The sequence below is a fragment of the Phenylobacterium sp. genome, assembly GCF_030646615.1.
Taxonomy (GTDB): Bacteria; Pseudomonadota; Alphaproteobacteria; order Caulobacterales; family Caulobacteraceae; genus Phenylobacterium.
On the sequence record NZ_JAUSLG010000037.1, the window covers coordinates 45,921 to 69,552 of the forward strand.

A 23,632-nucleotide genomic window follows, 5' to 3' on the forward strand; every position below is an offset into this window, starting at 1 on the left:
AACGGACCCGCCGGCGTGTGTCGATTCGCGGTCTCCTGGCTTCGGCGGCGGGCCTTATGGCCCTGGCCATCGCCGCCCCGAGCGCGGCGGCCACCCAGTGCGAGGCGCTCCACAAGCTCGACCTGCCGGACACCGTGATCAGGAGCGCCGAGGTTGTGCCCGCGGGCGGCTTCGCCACAATGGGTCCGATCCGGGCCCAGGACCTGCCGGCCTTCTGCCGCGTGGTGGCCTCGGTCCGAACCGAGCCGGGTTCTGATATCGGGGTGGAGATCTGGCTGCCGCTTTCGGGCTGGCGGGGCGTCTTCCATGGCAACGGCAACGGCGGCTTCGGCGGCATCCTGGCCGCAGGCTACGGACCCATGACCACGGGACTGCGGCGCGGCTACGCCACCGCCGTCACCGACACCGGCACGGCCCCGGCGACGCCGCTCGACGGCGAGGCCCTGATCGGCCAGCCGCAGAAGTGGCGGGATTGGGCTCGGCGCTCGACCCACGCCATGACGGTTACGGGCAAGGCGATCACCAAGGCCTTCTACGGCGCGCCGGCTCGGCGCGCCTATTACACGGGATGTTCGACGGGCGGTCAGGAGGGCCTGATCGAGGCGCTCTACTATCCCCACGACTACGACGGCATTCTTGTGGGCGCGCCGGTCATCAACCGCACCTGGGGCCACGGGGCGGTGTTGTGGAACGATCTCGCCGCAAACCTGGAGCCCGATCGCCGCCTCTCGGAGACGAAGCTTCGCCTGCTCAGCATGGCCGCGCTGCAGCGCTGCGGCGCAAGCGGAAGCGGTCTGAGCGGCGACCCCTTCATCGGCGACCCCAAGGCCTGCCGTTTCGATCCCGGGGAACTGGCGTGTGGCGACCAGGATCGGGACGACTGCCTGACCGCAGGGGAGGTGGCCACGGCCCGCGCCTTCTACTCGGGGCCGACCGATCGGAGCGGACGGCCGCTATTCTACGGCTGGCTGCCCGGAAGCGAGACGACCGGTCACTTCGACTGGCGCTTTCTGCAGTCGCGTCCGAATGGCCAGCCGCCATTCGTGAGCCTCTTTAAGTGGGTGTTCGGCGCCGATTGGGACTGGTCCGCCTTCCAGGTCGAGCGCGACATGGCAAAGGTCGACGCCGCCCTCGGCCCCATCGTGAACGACGCCACGCGCGGCAGTCTGCGCGATTTTCAAGCCAGGGGCGGCAAACTGATCATCTATCACGGCTGGGCCGACAGCCTCGTGCCGCCCGATCAGAGCGTCGCTTTCTATGAGCGGGCCGTGCAGGAGGCCGGCGGCCTTGAGGAGGCCCAGGACTTCGCCCGGCTTTTCATGGCGCCGGGATTCTCCCACTGCGCAGGCGGCCCAGGTCCAGATGTGTTCAACGCTGCGGGCGCCTCGGCCATCCCGCCGCCCACCGCGACGCCGCGACACGACCTCTTTGCGGCCCTTGTGGACTGGGTCGAAGGCGCGCCTGCGCCGGATCAGGTGATCAGCACACGCTATGTGGACGGATCACCAGCCAAGGGCGTGGCGATGCAGCGCCCGCTATGCGCCTATCCCGCCAAGGCCTGGCGACGCGGCTCTGGTGACCCGAACGATGCGGCCAGCTTCGTGTGCTCGGTCTCGCCGCCGACCTGATCGCGCGCAGAGTACGCCCTGCCGTTGTAGGCCCTTGCTTTCGCGGCGCCGGCTATACCTCCTCCATGCCGATAGCGCGGCGCTCCGAAGTCCCCTCCGGCGGCTCTCTGCGGGCTCGGGAAGAAGCGCCGCCTGCATGCGGCGGGGCGGCCGCCTGGGAACGTACGCCCACGCAGTTATGAATGCGCGCGCGGAATGCGCGGTTCATACTCGACCTATTGGGTGGGTTTTTAGGTTTGGAAGTGCGTCGGCGTCCACTACGCCCCGCACACCAGAAGTGAGGCGAGATATGAACCCTCAGTCGCCGCGCCCGGATCGCGTGCCGGTCAACGTCCGGCGGAGTGCATTCCTGGACCTCTGCGCAGACTATGACCCCCTGCTGAAGCCTGGAGCCGAAGGCAATGACGCCGCCCTCGCCGTACTGACTGACTTCGCCAGGATTTTTGATCTTGCGGTCGACCCTGACGCCACTGCGGGCGGCCTGTGGCGGCAAGTGCGTCCGCTTCTTGTCGCCCAGATGGGCGACCTCGTGGGGACGTCGGAGGGCGCGGGGGCCGCGGTGGGCCGCGTGTTCCTGCCCGCCACAGCGGCGCTTGATAGCGGGCCGTTCCTCGATGGGGCTGCGGCCCTGTCGCTGCTGGTGGTTGAGGATGATCCTGAGCTGGCTGCGGCAGTGGTCGAGACCCTCACAGACGCCGGGCACCAGGTGGTCGCCATGGCCGCGACAGCCGAACAGGCCGCGACTTTGGCCGCCTTGCTTGCCATCGATTTCGCCATCGTGGACGTCGAGCTGGAGGGGCCGGCGACCGGCGTGGAGCTTGCTTGCCAGCTCCATGAGCGTTGGGGCGTAAGCGCCCTATTTGTCTCCGGGGGGCCCAATGAGCATCTCGTGGACCACCACGCCGCGCTCGGCTTTGTTGGCAAGCCGTTCAACAGCGCCGAACTGCTCGCCGCCGTCACCATGGCGGCGGCCTTGCTGAGGCGTACGCGACGCTAGCCCGCCCGCCCGCCGGGGCCGGCGCCGCTTGGCCCCTCTGTGGTTGTTTGGCGGGCCGAGCTACCCTACGCACTCAGATCGAAGCCTGCAGCCAGGTTGACCTGCCCCATTGCAGAGAGGCGCCCTAACAATGCTCGTCGTGTCGGGGTTCATCGAACAGCACAGCGCCGTGATCGGGCTCGTGCTGCTCGCCGCCATATTCGCCGCATTCGTCGCCGAGCGCTTTCCGCCGGTTGTGGTCGGTGTCGTCGGCGCGGCGGCCGTCCTGCTGCTCGGCTTCGTGTCCGTGAGCGAATTGCGCTCGGTCTTCTCCAACTCGGCGCCGGTCGCCATCGGCGCGCTGTTCATTCTGTCGGGTGCGCTGGTGCGGACGGGCGCGATCGATGCGGTGCTCGGCTTTCTGTTGAGCCGGGCGAAGGCGAAGCCGAAACACGTGCTTGCCGAGGTGCTGGGCGGAGCCCTGGTCACCGCGAGCGTGGTGAACAACACGCCGGTCGTCATCATCATGATCCCCATCGTGAAGCGGCTTGCACGCTCGCTGGGGGTGGCGGCCACACGACTTCTGATCCCGCTGTCCTATCTCGCCATCATGGGCGGAACACTCACGCTTGTGGGGACGTCCACCAACCTCCTGGTCGATGGGGTCGCCCGCGAGGCCGGCGAGCCCGCCTTCGGGATCTTTGAGATCACCGGCGTGGGCTTCATCGCCGCGATCAGTGGCGCGCTCGCCCTGCTTCTGCTCGGCCCGAGGCTGCTGCCCGACCGTGCCGAGAGCGAGGTGGAGGACGAGGCCGGTCACGACTGCCTTTCTGAGCTGCGAATCCTTCGGGACGCCGAGGTCATCGGGCGCCCGATCGGAGAGGTGAGGGCGCTGAAGTCCGATCGCGCCCGCGTTCTGGCCGTGAAGCGCAACAGCGAGATCGTTCGGTCAGGTCTGGCCGACCACGTCCTTGAGGCCGGGGACAGGCTTGTCATATCGGCCTCGCCCCGAGAACTGGCCGCCTTTGCGCTTACCGAGGATTATGAGGTGGGGATCAGCGGCCTCAGCGGCGGTGTCAGCCTGGCTTCGGCCCGGCGAGATCCGGATCTGCAGCTCTATGAGGCGACGGTCGCCCCGACCCACCCGAACATCGGCGGCCAGCTGAATGAAATCGCGATGCTGTCGCGCCTCAATATCCGCATCCTCGGCATTTCCCGCGCGCGACATCTGCCGGGGCCGGATCTCCGCTCGGCGCGACTGAGGGCGGCCGACACCCTGCTGATCGCCGCACGGCCGCCGGAGATCGAGGCGCTCCAGCAGAATATCCACCTGGCCGGGTTCTCGAAATCGGAGGCCACGCCCTATCGCCGGGCCAAGGCGCCGATCGCCATCCTCACCCTGCTGGCCACGGTGCTGCTGGCGGCGGCGGGCGTCATGCCCATTGAGGGTCTGGCGATCATCGGCGTGGCCGTCGTCCTGCTCACGCGAACGATCGATCCGGGGGAGGCTTGGGCCTCCGTCGACGGCAGCCTGCTGGTCCTGATCTTCTCGATGCTGGCCATCGGCATCGGCTTTCAGAACGCCGGCAGCGTTGATCTGATCGTGGGCTGGGTCGCGCCCTGGCTCGGGCTGGCGCCGATGCTGCTGCTCATCCTGACGGTGTACGCCCTGACCTCCCTGCTGACCGAGGCCGTGACCAATAACGCGGTGGCCGTCCTCATGACTCCGATCGTCATTGGCCTGGGCCACGAACTCGGGCTCGACCCGCGGCCCTTGATTGTGGCGGTGATGATGGCGGCCTCGGCCAGCTTCGCGACGCCGATCGGCTACCAGACCAACACGCTTGTCTATGCCGCGGCGGATTACCGGTTCACCGACTTCTTGAAGATCGGCATCCCCATGAACATCGTGGTCGGGGTGGCGACGAGCGTGGCGATCTACTGGCTCATCTAGGCGCTCAACCTTTGGGCCAAGGGCGCGCCTCGAGCCTCGGCTGAAGGCCGCATACCAGCCTAGTGCAGGCGCGCATTCGCCGGCGATGGGCTGAAGTCAGGATCGCCGCCCGCATCCCTAGGCGCCGTCTCTCGCAAGGCGGTGATCAGGCTGAACGCCGTCGCCGCGGCCTGGACGCGGATGTCTGGCACCGAGGTAATTTCCCAGCGGGCCGCCCGACTGAGAGCCCCCACGACGCGGAGACTGTCGAGGGGGGCATCGGTCAGATCCAGGACCCGGGCTTCCGGGTCGACATCGATTCCGACGTGGTTCGGGTCGGGGCGGATGATCCCCTGCGCCAGAAGGCTCTGGACCAGTGGGGAGCCGCTGAGCTGGAGATCCGCGCCGGGGCCGGTGCAGTTGACCAAGGCGTCAAACGCCCGCGTGCGGGTCGCCTTCTCGCCCTTTGGTCGCCAGGTGACATGCACCTGCCTGAAGCCTGGATCGACGGCGACGGTGCGACCGGCCTGGATGGTCAGTTGGCCCCGCGCGATCATCTGGTTGATCCGGCGGGCGATGGAGGGCGCCATCCGATGTCGCCCGGCTTCCCACCAGGGCCGCAGATGGCGCAGGAACTGACGCCGCTCGGCTAGGTCCCATTGCCGCCACAACCCGGATACATGCGGCCTGAGACCGTCGATCACGTCGCGCCATTCGGTCCCGTCGCGACGGCGCCGCGCCTGTTGAAGCACCTGAGCGGGAGATCCGGCGTAACGCCCTGTGAGCGGGGTGATCTCGTCCTCGGCATGCGACAGGGGCAACAGTCCGCGGCGGGACAGGGCCACCATGCGCCGTCCCGTATCCTCCAGGCTTAGCGCCACATCGATCATGGTCAGGCCAGACCCCAGCAGCAGGACGGGACCAACGCCTTCGGGCACGGCGTCTGCGGCGCGCCAGGGGTCGGCGATGTAGAGGGGGGACTGCCCCAGGGCTGCGCTGGCCCCGGTCGGTGGGGCAGGGGACATCACGCCCAAGGCGAGGACGACGGCGTCGACGCTGAACTCTCGACCCATGGCCATGGTCAGCCGCCATCCTGCGCCTTCGCGGCGCAGGTGGGTGACTTCATCAGCCTCGAGCAGCAGCCGTCCCGCCGCGGCGGGGGACTCCGCGCAGCGCCACAACATGTCCTGCAGATAGTCGCCATAGCAGCCGCGGGTCACAAAGCCGGCCCGGGCCTGCCAGCCCGGACGGCGGTCCAGCCAGTGCTGGAAGTGCTGCGGATCGGCGGGAAACGCGCTCATATTGGCCACGCGCACATTCAGGATGTGGCGCGGGTTGCCGGTGGCGTAAGCCGCGCCACGGGCGAAGGCGCCCGCCCGTTCGATCAGCCGAACCTGGGGGCCGTCAGGATCGGCAAGCAGGTGCAGCGCCGTGAGCAGGCCGCTGAAGCCCGCGCCGATGACGGCGACCGTGGGGCGCGAAGTCATGATGTGATCCTCTGCGGGGTATGCAATAGGCGGGACGGTCGGCGCGAGGGCCCACCGTCCCTGGTCGCTAGAAGCTCCCGCGAAGGGTCACGCCGAACGTACGTCCGTCTCCCGGCAGCCCGACGAAGAGCCCGGATCCGCCAGGCGCGGCGGACAGAAGCTCGTAGTAATTCTCGTCGAAGAGATTGCGAGCCCACACGAAGGCCGTCCATCCATCCTCGGCGCGGAACCCCAGGCGGGCGTTCGTCAGGCTGTAGCCGTCGATGTTCAGGTACTGGGACGGCGATGGGCTCGACGAGAAGGATGAGCGGTAGCTGACGTCGACCCCGGCAAAGGCTTCGCCCTCCCGTCCGGCGAGGCCGACGGGCGCCGCATACTCGCCGCCGATCGAGCCCGCCCACTTGGAGACGCCGGGCAGGCGCGAACCGGAAATGTCGACCACCTGGGGACCGCCGGTGAGCTCCAGCGGCGGCGGGGCGTCGGTGAATGAGGCATAGATGGCGTCGGTATAGGCCACGGCGGTGTAGAGGCTGAGGCCATCCCCGATCCTGGCCTGGCCATCAAACTCGACCCCCCGGACCCGAACCTTCTCGGCGTTGGCGAGGTAGCCCCGCAAGACGCCGACGGAGGCGTTGACGACCTGGGCCTGAAAGTCGTCGATCTCGGTCTGATAGGCGCTGAAGTTGGCGGTGCCCCCCCGGAACGGCTGGGTTTTCAAACCCACCTCATAGTGCGTGACCTCCTCGGGGCGTACGGTGGCGGCGTCCAGCGCCGGGGCGCCGCTGGCGTCGTTGGGCACCCCGCCGAGGTTCAAGCCCACGGACTTGAAGCTGGTGGCGTAGGTCGCATAGGCGTTCACCCGATCAGAGACCTCATAGGCGACCGTCAGCTGACCCGAGAGGTTGGTGTCGTCGGTCTTCGCCGCATAGGTCTGCGGCGCGAGGATGGAGCGTTGAAGGGCGATCAACGCCGCATCGGTCGTCTGCAGGCCACCATAGACGGTGCTCTGATAATCGACTTCCTTCTGGTCGTAGTTGATGCGCAGGCCTGGAAGCAGACGAAGCCGCTCGGTCACCGCCCACTCCACCTGACCGAACAGCGCCGCGCTCAGGAAGGTGGATGAGATATCGGAGGTCTGGCCGTAGCCGTCCAGCAGGCCCGGCGTCGCTGCGGCGGCGCTGGGCGCCAGGAGGAAGCGGGCGGCGGCTGAGCCTTGCTCCTGCTTGCCGGTGGAATCGATCGTCTGCCGGAAGAGAAAGGCGCCCACGACGAAGTTGAGGTTTTCCGACAAATCGCCGGAATAGCGCAACTCCTGCGAAATCTGCCGCTGTTCCGATGGGTTGGCGGAGATTGTCGTGATCGGCAGGCCGAGGAAGTCACGGTCGTTCGACGGATTCCAGTCCCAATAGCGCCACGCCGTGATCGAGGTCAGAGAGCCAGGCCCGACGTCCCAGTCTACGGTCAGGGCGGCGCCGCCCACATCCTGATAGGAACGGTGCGGGGTGTCGGCGTCCGTGACGCGGTCGAACGCATCGAAGCTGGGTGGCGCATAGCCGAGATCAGCTGCGATGCCTTCATATCGACGGTTGGCGGCCCGCAGGGTCGGCGCGACGCCAGCGACCACTTGAGCATAACCCTCGGGCCGCTGCCGGGTGTAGTCGACGGCCAGGGTCGCCTCCAGGGAGTCGGAGACGACGAGGAGCAGTTGCCCCTTCACACCCAGATTGTTCAGGTCGTTCAGATCATCCTGGGTGGCGGTGTTGTAGAGCACGCCATCGCGCCGGGTGCCGGAGAACGAAAGACGGCCGGCCAGACGCTCTGTGATGGGGCCGGTGACGGAGGCCTTGGCCTGCTGATAGTTCAAGTCCCCGAAGCTCAGTTCAACGTCGGTGCGCGGCGTGAACTGCGGGCGCTTGCTGGTGACGTTGATGGCGCCGGCGGTGGTGTTCTTGCCGTAGAGCGTGCCCTGGGGACCTCGCAGAATCTCGATCTGATCAATGTCCACAAAGTCGAGCGTCGCGGCCGCGGGACGCGCATGGAAGACGCCGTCGATGTAGAGCCCCACGCCCGGCTCGATACCGTCATTTATCAGGCCGTAAGGCGATCCAAGGCCGCGGATGTTGATCGCCGAGTTCCGCGGGTTCGTGGAATAGAACTGCACCGACGGCACGATCTCCTTGAGGCGCGTGACATTGTAGGTGCCGGTGTCGGCCGCCAAATTTGAGCTGAGCACCGTGACGGGGATGGGCACATCCTGCAGAAGCTCAACCCGGCGGCGCGCCGTGACGGTGATCTCATCGACATCAACCGTCGGCGCAACGGGGCCTTGGGCGTAGGCCGCGGGCCCGCCGCCAAGGGCGGCGGCGGCGGCAAAAGCAAACATTGAAACGCGATATGGGTTCGACATAAATCCCTCCAGCCATTTAATCCTACTAATCCTACAAAGCCGATCGAGAAAGGATATATAGTTTTTCTGCCTCAGCTTCGGGAAAAGCTCAGGCGCCGCCGGCGTAGCGTGCTGGGGCGCCCGCCGTCGCCAGGTCGAGCAGCGATTGGGTCGCGAGGAGGGCTTCCACCTCGGAACGGCTCCGCCGCAGGAGGTCGCGGACCGGACAGACCGTCTCTGCGGCGCAGCCGTGACAAGCTGGATTATCCACCGAACAATCCGGTCCGCCCACCCTGACCCCGATTGCCGACAAGACCTCGAGGACCGTGATCGCGCCGGCCGGACTGGCGAGTTTGTAGCCGCCATATCGGCCGCGGCGGCTTTGCAGCAGGCCCCGCTGCGCCAGGTCGGTCAGGATCGATTCGATGAACTTGGGCGAGGCGTCGAGGGCGGCCGCCACGAGATGAGAACTTCGGGCGGCAGGCGCCTGATGGGCGAGATAGACCAGCGATCTCAGCGCATAACGCGCGCGGCTCCCGAACACTTTCGCCTCCGCGATCGATAGTATGTTACTCCAATAGGAATTAAAGGGTAACGATGATCAATCCCTTTTTTGGGCGCCTAGGTTCCGGCGGCTCCGCGGGAGCGTGTGGCAATCCTACTAAATCTACTAGACAGATAGGTTTAAATCGTCTTGGCTTCGGGCGTCACGAGGGAGAGCCACACCATGAGCTTCGCCATTGATCGCCGCGCCCTACTGCTCGGGGGCAGCGCCCTGGCCCTTTCGGCCTGCGGCAGCCAAGCCAGCGCCCAAACCCTTCTCAACGTCAGCTACGATCCGACGCGAGAATTCTACAAAGAATACAACGAGATGTTCTCCAGCGATTGGGCTGGGGCCGGCAACCCGCCTCTGGCGCTGGAACAGTCACACGGCGGGTCCGGCAAGCAGGCGCGTTCAGTGATCGACGGCCTTGCCGCGGATGTCGTCACGCTGGCGCTGGCGGCGGACATTGACGCAATCGCCGAGCGCGGTCTGATCCAGTCCGGCTGGGAAAGCCGCCTGCCGGATAACAGCTGCCCCTATACCTCCACCATCGTCTTCCTCGTCCGGAAGGGGAACCCCAAGGCGATCCGTGACTGGGCCGACTTGGTTCGCCCGGGCGTTGAGGTCATCACCCCCAATCCCAAGACCTCTGGCGGCGCCCGCTGGAATTATCTGGCGGCCTGGGCCTATGCCTTGAAGGCGCAGGGGGATGAGGCGGCGGCGGAACGCTTTGTCGGCGCGCTGTTCCGGAACGTGCCCGTGCTGGATACCGGCGCCCGCGGTTCGACCACCACCTTTGTCCAGCGCGGCATCGGCGATGTCCTGCTGGCCTGGGAGAACGAAGCCTTCCTGGCCATCGAGGAGCTGGGTGAGGGCATGGTGGAGATCGTCACCCCGAGTCTCTCGGTGCTGGCCGAGCCCCCGGTCGCGGTTGTGGACGCCGTTGTCGACCGCCGCGGGACCCGCGCCATGGCCGAGGCCTATCTTGAGGGCCTGTATGCGCCAAAGGCGCAGGAACTGGCGGCCAAGCATCACTATCGGCCGCGCAGCCCAGAGGTCGCCGCCCGGCACGCCGAGAAGTTCAGGCAACTGGAACTGGTGACGATCGCCGACTTCGGCGGCTGGCCCGCGACCCAGGCCAAGCACTTCGCCGAGGGCGGGGTGTTCGACAAGATCTACCAGCCGGCCGCCCGATGAGCCTCGCCGTCACCTCGGCGCCGCGACGACGCAACGCCAGACTGCTCCCGGGCTTTCAGCTCTCCCTGGGCTTCACGGTCATCTATCTGAGCCTGATTGTCCTGATCCCGCTTACGGCGCTCATCCTGCGGCCCTGGGAACTGGGCGTGGCCGGGGTCTGGGACGTGGTCACCTCCCCACGCGTCCTGGCGGCTCTGAAGCTGAGCTTTGGGGCCTCGGCGATCGCCGCAGCGATCAATGCCGTGATGGGACTGATCGTCGCCTGGGTCTTGGTCCGCATGCAGTTTCCTGGCCGCCGGCTTCTCGACGCCCTAATCGATCTGCCCTTCGCCCTGCCGACCGCCGTCGCCGGCATCGCCCTGACGGCCCTCTACGCCCCCAATGGTCCGATTGGTCTCTGGTTGGCGGAGTTCGGCATTCGGGCGGCCTATTCGCCTCTTGGGGTCGTCATCGCTCTGACCTTCGTCGGTTTTCCCTTCGTCGTGCGGGCGGTACAGCCGGTGCTTGAGGACCTGGACTCCGGCTTGGAAGAGGCGGCGTTCACGCTGGGCGCCAACAGCTGGCAGCGAACCTGGATGGTGGTCCTCCCGGCGATCCGACCCGCCCTGATCACCGGGGTTTCCCTGGCCTTCGCCCGGGCTGTCGGCGAGTACGGTTCGGTCATCTTCATCGCCGGCAACCTGCCCCTTCGGACGGAAATCGCACCCCTCCTGATCGTCGTGCGCCTGGAGGAATACGACTATGCGGGCGCCGCAGCCGTCGGGCTGGCGATGCTCAGTCTTTCTTTCCTGATCCTGCTGGCGGTCAACGGCTTCCAGCGACTGATGGCGACCCCGGGGGCTGGCCGATGAGCGAGAAATCAATAGGGCGGCCGTCGCCCATTCTGCTCGGCATAGGCGTCGCCTATGTCGCCATTCTCATCCTCCTGCCGATGGGCATGGTGTTCGTCGAAGCCTTCCGACGGGGCCCGGCGGAGTATCTCGACATCTTCGCCCATTCCGACACCTGGTCGGCCATCCGCCTGACCCTGCTGGTGGCGGCGATCGCTGTGCCGCTTAACGCGGTGTTCGGGGTCGCGGCCGCCTGGGCGGTGACTAAGTTTGACTTTCCGGGGAAGGGTCTGCTGCTCACCCTGATTGATCTGCCCTTCTCGGTGTCGCCGGTCATCTCTGGCCTGGTCTGGGTGCTGCTGTTCGGCGCCAGCGGATGGCTGGCGGGGCCGATGGCCTCGGCCAATGTTCAGATCCTGTTCGCAGTGCCCGGCCTTGTCCTGGCCACCCTGTTCATCACCTTGCCCTTCGTCGCCCGGGAACTCATTCCGCTCATGCAGGAGCAGGGCGCCGATGAGGAAGAGGCGGCGATCACCTTGGGAGCAGGGGGGTTTCGCACCTTCTTCATGGTGACCTTGCCCAACATAAAGTGGGCGCTGCTTTATGGCGTACTGCTCTGTAATGCGCGGGCCATGGGGGAATTTGGCGCCGTCTCTGTCGTGTCCGGGCACATCCGCGGTCAGACCAATACGCTGCCGCTGCACGTGGAGATTCTCTACAACGAGTACAACTTCGTCGGCGCCTTTGCGACCGCCACGATCCTCGCCGGACTGGCGATCGTCACCCTTGTCATCAAATCCGGGCTCGAATGGCGCTTCGCCGACGAGCTCTCGGCCAGCCGCCGGCACTGAGCAGTCACATGCCCCTTATCATCAAGAATATCTCAAAGACCTACGGCCAGAGCCAGGCGCTCCACAACCTTGACCTTGAGGTGGGTGACCGGGAGTTCCTGGCGCTGCTGGGTCCCTCGGGCTCAGGAAAGACCACGCTCCTGCGCATCCTCGCCGGGCTGATCAGTCCGACGACCGGGGATGTGAGCTTCGACGGCGCCGATCTTCTGTCGTTGAGCGCTCGCGAGCGTAGGGCCGGCATGGTGTTCCAGCACTATGCGCTGTTCCGGCATATGACGGTGGCGGCCAATATCGGATTTGGCCTCCGTGTCCGGCCGCGTCGCGATCGGCCCTCGGCGGAGGAGATCAAGCGACGAACCGACGAGCTGCTGCGACTGGTTCAGCTGGAGGGTTATGGCGCACGCTACCCCTCGCAACTTTCGGGGGGCCAGCGACAGCGGGTCGCCCAGGCCAGGGCGCTGGCGATCGAGCCGCGGATGCTGCTGCTCGATGAGCCGTTCGGAGCCCTGGATGCGAAGGTTCGACGCGAGCTGCGCTACTGGCTGCGGCGGCTCCACGACGAAACGGGTGTGACGACCATTTTCGTCACACACGACCAGGAAGAGGCCATGGACCTGGCCGATCGGGTCGCCATTCTCAACGGCGGGAAGATCGAACAGGTTGGGGCGCCCAATGACATCTACGCCTCGCCCGCCACCCCGTTTGTCTTCGACTTCCTGGGCGCCGCCAATGAGGCGCGCGGCCTGGTCCGGGATGGAGAGCTTCACGTCTATGACGCGCGGTTCCCTCTTCCCGGTGATGGATCAGGCGAGGTCAAGGCCTTCTTCCGGCCCCACGAGGTCGAGATCAATCCGGCCGACGGCCGAGGCTTCATGGCTGAGGTGGTCGGGGTCATCGCGAGGGGGCCGGCCACCCGGTTGGAATGCCGGCGGGGCGACCAGGTGATGGAGATCGACTGGGCGCGCGGCAGGTTGCCGGACGGGGTGACCCGCGGGGCTCAGGTCCGTCTTGCGCCCGAGCGTTTCACCGTATTCCCGGCGGGAACCTAACGGATCGCCGGAGTCTCACACCAGGATTCCGGCGGGCGCCATGTCGGGCCGCGCCACCAGGTCGGCGAGGGTGGTGCTCTCCAGCACCTCGGCCAGGGCGTCACGACCCTTGGCGAACGCCCTCCGGATCTGGCAGTTTTCCACGTCCGGACAGTCGTCGCAGGGTCGATAGCTGGTGACCGAGGCGCAGGGCAGCATCGCCAGCGGTCCGTCGATGGCGCGAATAATATCCGCCAGGTTAATCTCCCCTGGCGCTCGGGCGAGGCGGTGTCCGCCTTCTCGGCCACGTTCGCTGACGGTGATCCTGGCGCGCTTCAGGTCCAGCAGGATCGCCTCGAGGAATTTGCGCGGCAGGTCGTTGGCCAGCACAATCTCGCCGGTGTTCATCGCCCCAGGCGCCGCCCGCGCCAGGCTCATGAGGGCGCGGATTGCGTAAAGCGCCTTCTTTGAGATCATCTATGTTCCGCCGCGACGGCCCGCTTAGGGGCCTCTTCGAAATTCCTAGTTCGAAGGGGTACATAGTTTCAATCCGACTGTCCCGCCAGTCATGAGCCTCTCGAAGCCCGCACCCGGCCGCAGAGCGCGGCCGGGTGGGACGCCTCAGAAGGGGATGTCCGCCCCGGTCACAGTGACACGCTCGACGATGCGCTCGTGGGGAACGTAGTCGAGCACGGCGTAGTGCTGCGTCGCGCGATTGTCCCAGAAGACGATGGCGTTTGGGCTCCACCGAAAACGCACCTGGTACTCCGGCGCCTTTACCCGGTCAGTCAGATAGGCCAGCAGGTCCCGGCTCTCGGCCTCTGAAATGCCGAGAATCCTGGTCGTAAAGACGTGATTGACGAACAGATGTTTCTCACCCGTCTCTGGGTGGGTGCGAACCACCGGGTGAGACTGCGGCGGATGCTCAGCCCGAAGTTGGGCGCGTTTGGCCTCGTCCACCCGCCAGCCGAAGCTCTGGATAATGTCGTGTTCGGCCCGCAGACGCTCGATCCGGCTCTTCACGTCTGTTGGCAGGTCGGCATAGACCGCCGCCGTGTCTGCGAAGATCGTATCACCCCCGGCCGGAGGGAGTTTTCGCGCCCGCAGGATGCCGGCGAATGACGGCTTCTGCCGAAACGTGACATCGGTGTGCCACTTGTTGGCCGGGCGGGCGAGATGCCAAGTCTCTTCGGTGATTTTCAGGCCGTCCGCAGCCTCGATGTGCAGAATTTCGGGATAGTCGGGCACGGTGGTGGTGACCGGATGCCCCTCAAGATCACCGAAGTAGCGGCCGAAGCGAACATGATCTCCGTGCGAGATGTCCTGGTCGCGGAAGAACAGCACCTTGTAGCGGTTCAGAGCGCCGCGAAGCGTGGCGACAGTCAAGGGGTTCAGCGGTGCTCTAAGGTCAACCCCCTCAACCTCGGCCCCAAGGAGCGGGCCAGCTGGCGTAAAGGTCAGGCCGGCTTCAATTTCGGCGGCCGGCGCTGAAGGATGTGCGATGGCGTTCATGTCTGGAATCTCCGCCTGTGAAAGTTACTCAGCCGCCAGGGCGGCCGCCGCGGGGGCAAGGGCGCGGCTGGGTCGGCCGTCCACGCCGACCGGAACGTCGCCGTCGAGGGTCACGCGACGCATCACGCGATGGCGGTCCCCATAGTCATTGACGGCGTAGTGCTGGGTGGCGCGGTTGTCCCAGATGGCGACGTCACCAGCCTGCCAGCGCCAGCGGACGGTGTTCTCCAGCCGGGTGACATGGTCCTGCAGGATTTCGAACAGCCGGCGGGAGTCGCTGCTTGAGAGCCCGGCGAACCCTTTCACGAACTGCCCGAGGAGCAGGTGCCGCTCCCCGGTGACCGGATGAACACGGACGACCGGGTGTTCGGTCTCGTACACGGTCGACGCAAACACGTTCCTGTGTCGGGCGACATCCTCTTCGCGGACGTTGGAGCGCGTGGCGGCGTAGTCGTAGGCGTTGGTGTGGACCGCACGAAGGCTGTCAGCCAGATGCTTGAGCGGCTCGGGGAGGCTCTCATAGGCCGCGGCGGTGTTCGCCCAGACCGTATCGCCGCCGGCCTCCGGCGAGACGACAGCCCGCAGGATCGAGGCCTTCGGATAGGCCGGCACGAACGTGACATCGGTGTGCCAGGCGTTCGCGCGGCCGCCCCGGCTGGAGTCCAGCTCAAGGAGGTAGCTTGAACCGTCCCTGACCGGAACGGTGGGGTGCGGGACGGGGCGCCCCAGGCGCGCGGCGAAACCTTCCTGGCTGGCGTCGTTCAGATGATGCTGATTTCGGAAGAAGAGAACCTTGTGCTCGTAGAGCGCGGTCTCGATCGCTTGGATCACCGAGTCCTCGAGTTCTGGCGTCAGGAAGACGTTGGTGACTTCAGCTCCGATACGTCCGCCGACCGGGAGGATGTCGAGGGCTTGATGCTGGCGGGTGTCGCTCATGGGAGACTCCTTTGTGTTGAGCGGAAGATTCATTCGGCGGGTTGGGCGTTGGCGCGCAGGGCCAGCGCCTCCCGGATCTCGCGGTGCTGCGACTCGTCGAGCGGGAAGCGCGCGATCAGCAGGGCGGAGGCGGCGTGCGCCAGGGCTGGCCCGAGGGTGAAGACCAGCTTCAGGCCCAGCAGCGCTTCGACCGTGTTCTCGGCGCCGGGCTTGAACCCCAAAACTGCGACCAAGGGGAGGGCGACCCCGACCGCGACCGCTGTCGCGGCCTTGCTGGCGAGGCTGAAGGCGGAAAACAGCAGCCCGGCGCGGTCTTCCCCGGTCTCAAGCTTCTGCTTGTCGGCGATGTCAGAGACGATCGCGCGCAGCATCAGATTGCCGGACCCCTGGGCGAGGCCTTGGGCGACGGTGAGGGCAAGGAGCAGGGGCAGGGTCTCAGGGGTGACCAGAAAGAGCGCCAGGTTGATCGCCACCTGCGCCACCTCACCGGCGACCGCGGTGCGGTGTTTGCCCAGGCGGTACCCCACCTTCAGCCAGATCGGCCCGGCGAAGACCCCGAACACGAACTGCAGGAGGAAGAGACCGGCGGCCAATTCGGGGCGGCCCATATAGGCCGACACGAAGAAGACGAAGAGGGAGCTCCGGATCAGTTGGCCCAGGGTGACCGCAAAGTCCGAGGCGAGGACGCGCAGAATCAGAGGATCGCGAAGGGCTGACCGAAGCTGCCTGGCGACCCCTGGTCCCCGCGCCGCCGACGTCGCTGGGGGCTCGCGGTTGAACACGAGCGCCGCCACGAGGGTCGGTCCAAGCAGGACGAGGACAAATCCAGCCATCGCCGCCAGCTTGAGCGAGCCGGACGCAGCGACGCCGTTCCTCGCGGCCAGGGCGTCCAGGCCTGCGGGCAGGATGAGCACCAGCAGGAGGCCAAGGGCATGAGAGACCTGGATGAAGGTCTGGACCCGGCTTCTGGCATGGTACTGGGTCGCCAGTTCGCCGGCCCATGCCAACATGGGGATCTGGACCGCGGTCCAGCCGAGGTAGAGGATCCCCAGCCACACGGCGAGCCAGACCGCGCCGGGTTGAACCCCGAAGAGAGCCGGCATGAAGATGGCGGTGATCGCGAGCGCAAACACTGGGGCGCCGGCCGCAATCCAGGGCTTCCGCCTTCCGAAGCGCGTCCGGGTGCGGTCAGACAGAATGCCCACCAGGGGATCAGTCAGCGCATCCCACACTCGGCTGAGCATGAAGATCGCGCCGACCACGCCCAGTCCCAGGCCGAGCTCCTGAGCGTAGAAGGGCGGCAGATACACAGCCAGCGGCAAGCCTGCAGCGGCCATCGGCACGCCAAGGGAGGCGAACGCGGCGAGACGCCAACGGGCTGGCGCGGCTGAAGCGGGGGTGGACACTATCAAGGCCTCCTTGGAGGCCGGGGGCGCCGGGCCCCCAGCGCATCAGAACGGTTTAGCGGTGAGGGTCACGCCGAAGGTGCGGGGCTCCCCGAGGATGGCGATGTAGGGCGTTGAGGCGCCTGCAAGCCCGAAGGCGGCGGCGTAGCGCTCATCGAACAGATTGCGGGCCCAGATCTGGACGGCATAGCGCTCGCCGTCCGTGCGATAGCCCAAGCCGACGTTTGTCAGCCCGTAGCCGTCCTGCCGGCCATAGGCGGACAACGCATGCGAGAAGGTGTCGCTGCGCCAGGTCTGATTTCCGTAGGCGAACGCCGTGCCGCCGGCCGCCAGGGGACGCTCATATCGGGCGCTGACCTGGCCGGTGAAGCGTGGGGCGTTGGGCACACGGGTGTCTGAAAGGTCGACGGCTCCCGGCGCGCCGGGAAAGGCGTATTCCTGGGGAACCGGAGCGCTGGGATAGGAGACGTATCGCGCGTCGTTGAGGGCGGCGCTGAAGGACAGATTGAGCTCGGCGGTGGCCTGCAGCTGGCCCTCGAGCTCGACGCCCTGCATGCGAACCTTGCCGACATTGGCGAGATAGGAACGGCTGGTTGCGCCTCGGGTGTCAGACAGGGTCGCCTGATAGTCCTCAATGTCATTCCAGTAGAGGTTGCCGTTGAGGGTGGCGCGGCCGTCCAGCCAGGTCGTCTTCAGTCCGAGTTCAAAGTCGGTGGATTTTTCCGGGTCGATGATCACCCGGTCGCCGGGCTTGGCCCCTAGATTGGCGGCTCCGGACTTCTCCCCGTAGCCGATGGAGGCATAGGCGAGGATGTCCCGGCTGACCTTGTAGGACGGGTTGATCAGCCAGGACACGCTCCCATCTTCGCTCTCCTCGGAGACGAGAAAGGTCGGGCCGGCGACGGCGGCGCGATAGGCTTGGAGGGACGCAAGCGCTCCGGTCAGGGGGACGCCGCCAAAGGATGTCGCGGCGTTAGAGGCCTCCTTGCGCTCACGCGTATACCGCGCGCCAACGGTCAGAGCTGCGCGCTCCGTCGGGCGCCAGGTGGCCTGGCCAAACACGGCGCCGCTGAGGGTCTTTGCTTCGCCCAACTGGTTCGCCTCGACGCCGTCGAGGATCAGCGCAGGCAAGGCCGGGTTCAGGAAGAACGCGGTCGCCCCGGCATAGAAAGGGGTCCTGAAGTTGCTGGTGACGTCCTGTCGCAGCAGGAAGACGCCCACTTGATAGTCGAGCACGCCGCTGCTGGGCGAGGCCAGCCGTAGCTCCTGCGAGTACTGGTCGACATCGACGTCGTAGCCGGCATGAAAGATTGGGAAGGGAGAGTTGTCGCCGTCATTGCGTGGGCGGAAGTAGAGCTTCCGCCAAGCGGTCACGGAGGTGAGGGTGTGGTCCCCCAGCCGCCAGTCCGCCTGGTTTGAGAGTCCCGTCGTCCGGGAGACCAGCCGCTCCTGAGTGTCCAGGTTGGCGTCTTCCACCTCGTAGCTGGGGACATATCCGAAGCCGGTCTGAAGCTTGCGAGCCCAACCGTTACGAGGGGCGCCGTTGACGAAGGTGAGGGGGTCGCCGACCGGCGGATAGAAGTTGTTGAACTCCCGGGTGCCATACTGCTCGACGATCAGCCGGTTTGACAGGGCGTCGCCCTCATAGAGCAGCTGCCCCCGAACCGCCCAGCGTCCTGTATCGAGATAGCCGTCGCCTGTTGGCCCGTTGGTGATCCAGCCGTCCGAGGTGTCGCCGTAGAGTGTCAGCCGACCGGCGACGCGGTCGCTCAGGGGGCCGGACAGGTTCGCGCGGATCTGGTAGCGATGGTGGTTGGCGATGGTGGCGGAGAGGGTGGCCTCAGGCGTGAAGCTCGGGCGTTGGGTGGTGACAATGACCGCACCGATGGTCGTGTTCTTGCCCAGCAGCGTCCCCTGAGGACCGCGGGCGACCTCGACGCTCGCCAGATCGACGAAATCCAGCCAGCTGAAGCCGGGGTGGGTGAAGAACACATTGTCGACGATCAGACCGACGCCAGCCTCTGAGCCGTCGCTGTTGGCGTTGCCGCCGACCCCGCGGATGGTCACGGTCGAAACGCGGGTGTTCTGCTGAAGCGCATTGAAATTGGAAATCTTGGCCGAATAGTCCGCCACGCGATCCAGACGTTCCACCGCCAGAACCTGACCCGCTACGGCCGACACGCTGATCGGCGCGTCTTGCAGGCGCTCCTCGCGTCGCCGCGCGGTGATCACGACTTCCTGGAGTTCGACGGACTCGCGCACTGGAGGGCCTGTTTCCGACCCGGCGCCGTGAAGGGCCGCCGCCGTGGCCGCTGTGGCTGACAGAACGCTTATCAAACTCACCGAAAAATCCCCGTGCTCTTGCTGCGCGACCTCGGCCGCACAGAAAGAATACAAATTCTACGGGAATAATAGAGTCACTTTTTCTCGGGGCGTTTTGAGCGGGGCTCACATGGGCGGTTCTCCCCATTCCCGGGGGAGGAAAGGAAGGATCATCGACGCGTCCGCCGTGCGTTGGGATCGGGCGACCGCTGCGGCGCCGGGCACAGACAGGCCCCGCGCCTCTCAGCACGGACGCCGATGACCTAGATTCCGTCAAACATAGGCATGTTGGTGGCGGATAAGGTCTATTTCACTGTGACTATACGCGGGGTGCTTGTCGCGGATAGGCGTCGGCGGTCTTGGCGTGTTCTTCGGTGATTAATCCAGCGATTTTCGTTCGCTCTTTCGGATCCGTCGTTCGAGCAAGAAGTCGCTCGAAGTGTGCGATGTTCAGTCGTCTAAGCTCATCGGGGGACATGGGCGCCTCCGCTGCACGGGAAGGTTGAGTTCAACTACAAGACGCCCCATCGTCGATAATAGCAAATGCGCCGGGCGTGCCTCGCGGCGTAGGGCCTCTGCGTCACCTGGACGAGGCTTGGTCATCGCCGGAGCTCTCGCGTCCTCCGGCGCGAGCGCTAGAGCGTCTGATCCACTGGCGGCACAGCGGCTCACCGCGAGGCGCGGTGATCGTTCCCAAACCTCCTGACCGATCACGAGGCTGGTCAAGAGAGTCCGAGCGCTCGATCCCGGTCGGCCGACTTACATTGCGGTCGCTCAAGCGTGCGGCTAGGCTCGCCCGGTGAAAGAGAGCTGAGCCCTTCTCGCGCTCTGCGCGAGGCCGTGAACGCCCAGACGCGCTGGCCTGCGCGCCCGTGGGCTCGCGTCAATCTTCTCTCAGGATAACCCCGTGAATACGACACCCCACGGCCCCTCGGCTGCGACGGACATCTACGCCCGCGCTCAGACCCTTTCGCCGGTTTCGTCCAGCCGCAGGCTGAACCTCTGCATCACGGGCGAGGGCCCCATCACTGTGGTTCTCGCCGCAGGCTACCTCGGCATCACCCTGGATTGGGCGCTCGTCCAGCACCGGCTTTCGCGGGGGTTTCGCGTTGTCTCGTTCGACAATGCGGGCCTGGGTTTCAGCGATGCAGGGCCGGAACCCAGAACCTCAAGCGCCATCGTCGCTGATCTGCGAGCCGCCTTGGCCGCGGCGCAATTGGGTCCACCTTACATTCTGGTCGGGCACTCGGCTGGTGGGATACGCATGCACCTGTTCGCCGCCCTTTATCCTCAGGATTGTCAGGGCTTGGTGATGGTCGATTCCTGCTTCGCCGATTGGGAGCAGCGCCTCTATGGCGGGCCAAGCCCGCACCTCGACCAGGAGCGGGAGGTCTTCCTGCGATTGCTGGCGTTGGCGCAGGCGGGACGGCTCACCCCTGAGGCTGCGGACTACAAGGCTAGGATCGCCGTGCCACGACCAGACCTCTCGCCGGCCATGAACGCAGCCTTCCACGAGATGTGGACGCGCCCGTCCTACCTGCTCACGGCCATCTCGGAGAGCCTGCATCTGCGGGCCGCAACCGCCATCGAGGCGGCGGCTGACCGGAGGCCGCTCGGCCAAACCCCGCTCGCCGTGCTGAGCGCTATGGACACGACGCAAAGCGCGTTCCTGGAAAGCGACGCGCAGACGGCGGCCTGGTTTGCCATGCACGATGAGCTCGCGGGCCTGTCTGAGCGAGGCTTCCGGCGCCTGGTCGATTGCGGGCACAACATCCCCATCGAGCACCCAAAGGCCGTTTTCACCGCGGTCGAGGAAGTGGCGGCGATGGCGGGGTAGGGGAGGCGCAGTCGCAACGATGGGAGCTTGTCTGACCGCCTGCTCGAGGATCATCCTCGACCTCGCTTTGTAGAGGCGCCACCGTCGCAGGCCATGAGTCCAGCCGACCTCGCCCAGACTGACACCCTCATCCCTGATGACCTCCACGGCCTGTGGGACATCGGGCCATGGTGTGAGGTGGAGGAGCTTTCGGGCGGCGCCGTCAACCGCGTCTTCTCGGTCAAGACATCGGCAGGTCGCTACGTTCTACGCCGGTATTGCGCCGGCACAGCAATCCAGCTGAACCGCGAGGCTCGCGTGACCACGTGGGTTCGGCGCCACGCGCTGCCCGCCATCTCGCCGATGGTCTCCATCAGCGGCGAGCTTCATGTTGAGCGCGACGGCGTCTGTTTCGCCCTGTTTCCGTTTGCCGATGGCGCTCAGAAGGCCGCCTGGGACCTGACGCTTGAAGACGCCACCGCCGTGGGCGACATGCTCGGGTCGGCTGCACCGGGTTTTGGGCGGCTTGCCTAAAGCTGAGTGGCGGCCCCCACGCCTTCTCTGGGACGGGAGGGCCTGGGAAGACCGGCTGACGGCCCTGGAGCATGCCATTCTCCGGCGCCCTGAAGCCGACGAGCGTGACGAAATCGCCCTGGCGCGCGTACGGGCGCAGAGAGCCTGGATGGCGCACCCCGATTGCCGCCACGGCCATGACCTTGGCGATGCGCTTCAGGTCACCCACGGCGACTACCACCACGGCAACCTCTTCTTCAGCGAAGGGCAGGTCTCGGCCGTGATTGATTGGGAGCAGACGGCGCTGCTTCCCCGGGCCTACGAAGCCGTCAGGGCTGCGACGTACATGTTCAGCGGCCAGCCTGAGCCCACTGTCGCGTTTCTATCCAGTTGGCGCCAGGTCACCGGCGCGTCAGCCGACGAACTGGCGCAAGGCGCCGCGGCCTTCTCTGTCGTGCGCGACCACTGGGTGTGGCCCCTGGAAGAGGTCTACCTTTCGGGCAATGACCGGGCCCGACGCTATATTCCGGACGCGCCGTATGAGCCCTTTGGTGTGACCTGAGTCCAGATTCAGGCGGCCTTGTAGCGTCGGGGTCGTCGCCATCAGCCGACCCAGCCAGCCGGCCACCAGTCTGCGTGTTCCAGACTGTCGGCAGCTGCTAACCGAACCGTTCGCGAACTGCGAGCGCTGCAGGACGTTGGTAACAACGGTCCAGCCAATCGCTGACATGCCGATGGTCATGGACACCCGCCGTCGCCGCGCGTGATGGGGAGAGCACCCCGGCAACATTGAGATCGGCAATGGTGAAGCTGCCGTTCACCAGCCATCCTGATTTCGAGATCGCCATATCGAGGATGCGCAGGCTCTTCTGCAGCACGTTGAACGAGCTTTCGGCGGCAGCTTCGCGGATCAGCAGCAGGTCGGCATCCCGTTGCACCCACGGCTCGAGGTGGCTCTGCGCCCACAGACTCCAACGCCACACCCGTGCTTCGCCCTCAAGGGACGTGGGATAGAGTCGAAGTGGGTCACCATGGCCGTACTTTTTCGCCAGGTAGAGGTTGATTGAGAGCGATTCGGAGAGGGCAAAACCATCGTCGATGATGGTCGGGATTGCGCCGGCTGGATTCATATCCAGGAACTCGGGGTCCTTCAGGCGAGGGTCATCCCACGACCAAGGCAGATGTTCATACTCTAGTTGGAGTTCTGCGGCGGCCCAAAGCGTCCGCATTGTACGTGACCGGGGCGAGCCGATAATCTGTAACGCCATCGCACACCTTCACCGCGCCCGGCAAAGTGGTCAAGCTGGCCGATGAAGAGCTGCTACCCCTAACGCAGATCTGGCGCTCACGGGACGAACACCGGCCCAGCCCGATCCAGCACCCACACCGGTAGGTCTGTGACGAGGTCAAAGCCGAGGCTCGCATAGAGCGGTCGGCCGGCCTCGGTGGCGCCCAGGTGGAAGCGCTCCACGCCCCGGCGTCGGTAGTCATCGATCACGTGAGTGAGCAGGGCGCGGCCCATGCCCTGGCCCTGGCGCTCAGGCGGGGTGGCCATGAGCGTGACGCCGGCCGTATCCCCCGTCAGGGTCAGCGAGACGGTGCAGACGGGCCTGTCCTCGTCCCAGGCGACATAGGTCTCCATCCCTGAGGTCGGGGTGATGCTGACCTCGATGCACCGGGCGATGACGTCGCGGGGCTCATCGAAGGCGGCGGCGATCAGGTCGCCTGCGACGCCGACCAACTCCGGACCGAGCGCGCGAACAACCTTGATCGGACGGGTCGGTTGCACCGCGACGTTGGGGCGAAGCACCATGAGCGGGGCTGCGCCCACGGCGGTAAGGCCAAGCTGCGTCGCGAGCGGTGGCAGGGCCTCCGCGACCGCGGGCGCCATGAGCGCCACGAGGGGCCGATCTCGTTCTCTCGCCCGCGCCACGGCCCGAACGAGGAAGCCTTCGACATCGGCGTCGGCCCCCAGGATCAGGCGATTATGATCGGCGGAGATTTCATCCGTCAGGGCCAGAATGCAGCGCCGGGTCATGTGGAGCTCTGCGCCGGGCGCTGCGCTCATCTGCATGGCGAGCGCGCGTACGCAGAGTTCAATCAGCTCGTCGGTCTCATTCACCCGTGGTCTCCCGGCGCATCCTCCCGTCAGCGACGGCGGTTCAGGCTAGCGGCCGTTGCTGACGCCTTCCACTCCATGCGGTCATCTGCGCAGCCGGCAGGTGGCGGCTTGCCCTCTCTCGTGTAGCGTCGTTCACGAGAAACGC

Annotated in this window: 20 protein-coding genes; 10 read left to right on the forward strand and 10 right to left on the reverse strand. The window is 66.1% G+C overall.

Annotated features, from left to right (window positions below):
- Positions 1-17 precede the first annotated feature (17 nt).
- The 3 genes from Q7S93_RS05775 (at position 18) to Q7S93_RS05785 (ending at position 4,558) form a co-directional block, all read left to right on the forward strand.
- Positions 18-1,628, forward strand: a complete 1,611-nt coding sequence (locus tag Q7S93_RS05775; protein ID WP_304712787.1) for a tannase/feruloyl esterase family alpha/beta hydrolase — start codon at positions 18-20, stop codon at positions 1,626-1,628.
- A 319-nt stretch (positions 1,629-1,947) separates the two neighbouring features.
- Complete coding sequence (locus Q7S93_RS05780; RefSeq protein ID WP_304712788.1) at positions 1,948-2,625, forward strand: response regulator; 678 nt, start codon at positions 1,948-1,950, stop codon at positions 2,623-2,625.
- A 130-nt stretch (positions 2,626-2,755) separates the two neighbouring features.
- A complete protein-coding gene (locus tag Q7S93_RS05785; RefSeq protein WP_304712789.1) occupies positions 2,756-4,558 on the forward strand; it encodes an SLC13 family permease in 1,803 nt (600 codons plus the stop codon).
- A gap of 59 nt (positions 4,559-4,617) precedes the next feature.
- On the opposite strand, the gene Q7S93_RS05790 is transcribed toward Q7S93_RS05785, so the two are convergent.
- From Q7S93_RS05790 to Q7S93_RS05800, 3 genes are all read right to left on the reverse strand, one after another.
- Positions 4,618-6,024 carry an FAD/NAD(P)-binding protein gene (locus Q7S93_RS05790; protein WP_304712790.1) on the reverse strand — a complete coding sequence of 469 codons (1,407 nt, stop codon included), beginning with the start codon at positions 6,022-6,024 and terminating at the stop codon, positions 4,618-4,620.
- Between the two features lie 67 nt (positions 6,025-6,091).
- Positions 6,092-8,407: a TonB-dependent receptor gene (locus Q7S93_RS05795; RefSeq protein WP_304712791.1), complete on the reverse strand. Its 2,316-nt coding sequence runs from the start codon at positions 8,405-8,407 to the stop codon at positions 6,092-6,094.
- 112 nt (positions 8,408-8,519) lie between these two features.
- Positions 8,520-8,954: an RrF2 family transcriptional regulator gene (locus Q7S93_RS05800; RefSeq protein WP_304712792.1), complete on the reverse strand. Its 435-nt coding sequence runs from the start codon at positions 8,952-8,954 to the stop codon at positions 8,520-8,522.
- A 183-nt stretch (positions 8,955-9,137) separates the two neighbouring features.
- Between Q7S93_RS05800 and Q7S93_RS05805 the strand changes: the two genes are divergently transcribed.
- Genes Q7S93_RS05805 through Q7S93_RS05820 form a run of 4 tightly spaced genes read left to right on the forward strand, consistent with a single transcriptional unit; the run spans position 9,138 to position 12,881 of the window.
- On the forward strand, positions 9,138-10,151 hold the full coding sequence (locus Q7S93_RS05805; protein ID WP_304712793.1) for a sulfate ABC transporter substrate-binding protein: 1,014 nt from the start codon (positions 9,138-9,140) through the stop codon (positions 10,149-10,151).
- A complete protein-coding gene (cysT, locus tag Q7S93_RS05810) occupies positions 10,148-11,002 on the forward strand; it encodes a sulfate ABC transporter permease subunit CysT (RefSeq protein WP_304712794.1) in 855 nt (284 codons plus the stop codon). The genes Q7S93_RS05805 and cysT overlap by 4 nt, the downstream gene beginning before the upstream one ends.
- A complete protein-coding gene (gene cysW / locus Q7S93_RS05815) occupies positions 10,999-11,832 on the forward strand; it encodes a sulfate ABC transporter permease subunit CysW (RefSeq protein WP_304712795.1) in 834 nt (277 codons plus the stop codon). Before cysT ends, cysW begins: the two co-directional genes overlap by 4 nt.
- Positions 11,833-11,840: 8 nt before the next feature.
- Positions 11,841-12,881, forward strand: coding sequence for a sulfate/molybdate ABC transporter ATP-binding protein (locus tag Q7S93_RS05820; protein ID WP_304712796.1), 1,041 nt, complete (start codon positions 11,841-11,843; stop codon positions 12,879-12,881).
- A gap of 15 nt (positions 12,882-12,896) precedes the next feature.
- Here Q7S93_RS05820 and Q7S93_RS05825 read toward each other — a convergent pair whose 3' ends face one another.
- The 5 genes from Q7S93_RS05825 to Q7S93_RS05845 form a co-directional block, all read right to left on the reverse strand.
- Positions 12,897-13,337, reverse strand: a complete 441-nt coding sequence (locus Q7S93_RS05825; protein ID WP_304712797.1) for an RrF2 family transcriptional regulator — start codon at positions 13,335-13,337, stop codon at positions 12,897-12,899.
- Positions 13,338-13,481: 144 nt separating this feature from the next.
- Positions 13,482-14,372 carry a TauD/TfdA dioxygenase family protein gene (locus Q7S93_RS05830; protein WP_304712798.1) on the reverse strand — a complete coding sequence of 297 codons (891 nt, stop codon included), beginning with the start codon at positions 14,370-14,372 and terminating at the stop codon, positions 13,482-13,484.
- Between the two features lie 24 nt (positions 14,373-14,396).
- Positions 14,397-15,308, reverse strand: a complete 912-nt coding sequence (locus Q7S93_RS05835; protein ID WP_304712799.1) for a TauD/TfdA dioxygenase family protein — start codon at positions 15,306-15,308, stop codon at positions 14,397-14,399.
- A gap of 29 nt (positions 15,309-15,337) precedes the next feature.
- A complete protein-coding gene (locus tag Q7S93_RS05840) occupies positions 15,338-16,714 on the reverse strand; it encodes an MFS transporter (protein WP_304712800.1) in 1,377 nt (458 codons plus the stop codon).
- 45 nt (positions 16,715-16,759) lie between these two features.
- Positions 16,760-18,976: a TonB-dependent receptor gene (locus Q7S93_RS05845; protein WP_304712801.1), complete on the reverse strand. Its 2,217-nt coding sequence runs from the start codon at positions 18,974-18,976 to the stop codon at positions 16,760-16,762.
- A 1,090-nt stretch (positions 18,977-20,066) separates the two neighbouring features.
- Between Q7S93_RS05845 and Q7S93_RS05850 the strand changes: the two genes are divergently transcribed.
- From Q7S93_RS05850 to Q7S93_RS19035, 3 genes are read left to right on the forward strand one after another with little or no spacing between them, the layout of a single operon-like run.
- Positions 20,067-20,873 (forward strand): alpha/beta fold hydrolase, encoded by an 807-nt coding sequence (locus Q7S93_RS05850; RefSeq protein ID WP_304712802.1) that lies wholly within the window; start codon positions 20,067-20,069, stop codon positions 20,871-20,873.
- 27 nt (positions 20,874-20,900) lie between these two features.
- Positions 20,901-21,386 (forward strand): phosphotransferase, encoded by a 486-nt coding sequence (locus Q7S93_RS19030; RefSeq protein ID WP_370652082.1) that lies wholly within the window; start codon positions 20,901-20,903, stop codon positions 21,384-21,386.
- Entirely contained in the window at positions 21,379-21,927 is a 549-nt protein-coding gene (locus Q7S93_RS19035; protein WP_370652083.1) for a phosphotransferase, read from the forward strand. The genes Q7S93_RS19030 and Q7S93_RS19035 overlap by 8 nt, the downstream gene beginning before the upstream one ends.
- Positions 21,928-22,024: 97 nt before the next feature.
- Here Q7S93_RS19035 and Q7S93_RS05860 read toward each other — a convergent pair whose 3' ends face one another.
- Both Q7S93_RS05860 and Q7S93_RS05865 read right to left on the reverse strand, forming a co-directional pair.
- On the reverse strand, positions 22,025-22,633 hold the full coding sequence (locus Q7S93_RS05860) for a glutathione S-transferase family protein (RefSeq protein ID WP_304712803.1): 609 nt from the start codon (positions 22,631-22,633) through the stop codon (positions 22,025-22,027).
- Between the two features lie 77 nt (positions 22,634-22,710).
- Entirely contained in the window at positions 22,711-23,487 is a 777-nt protein-coding gene (locus Q7S93_RS05865; RefSeq protein ID WP_304712804.1) for a GNAT family N-acetyltransferase, read from the reverse strand.
- Between the last annotated feature and the right edge of the window lie 145 nt (positions 23,488-23,632).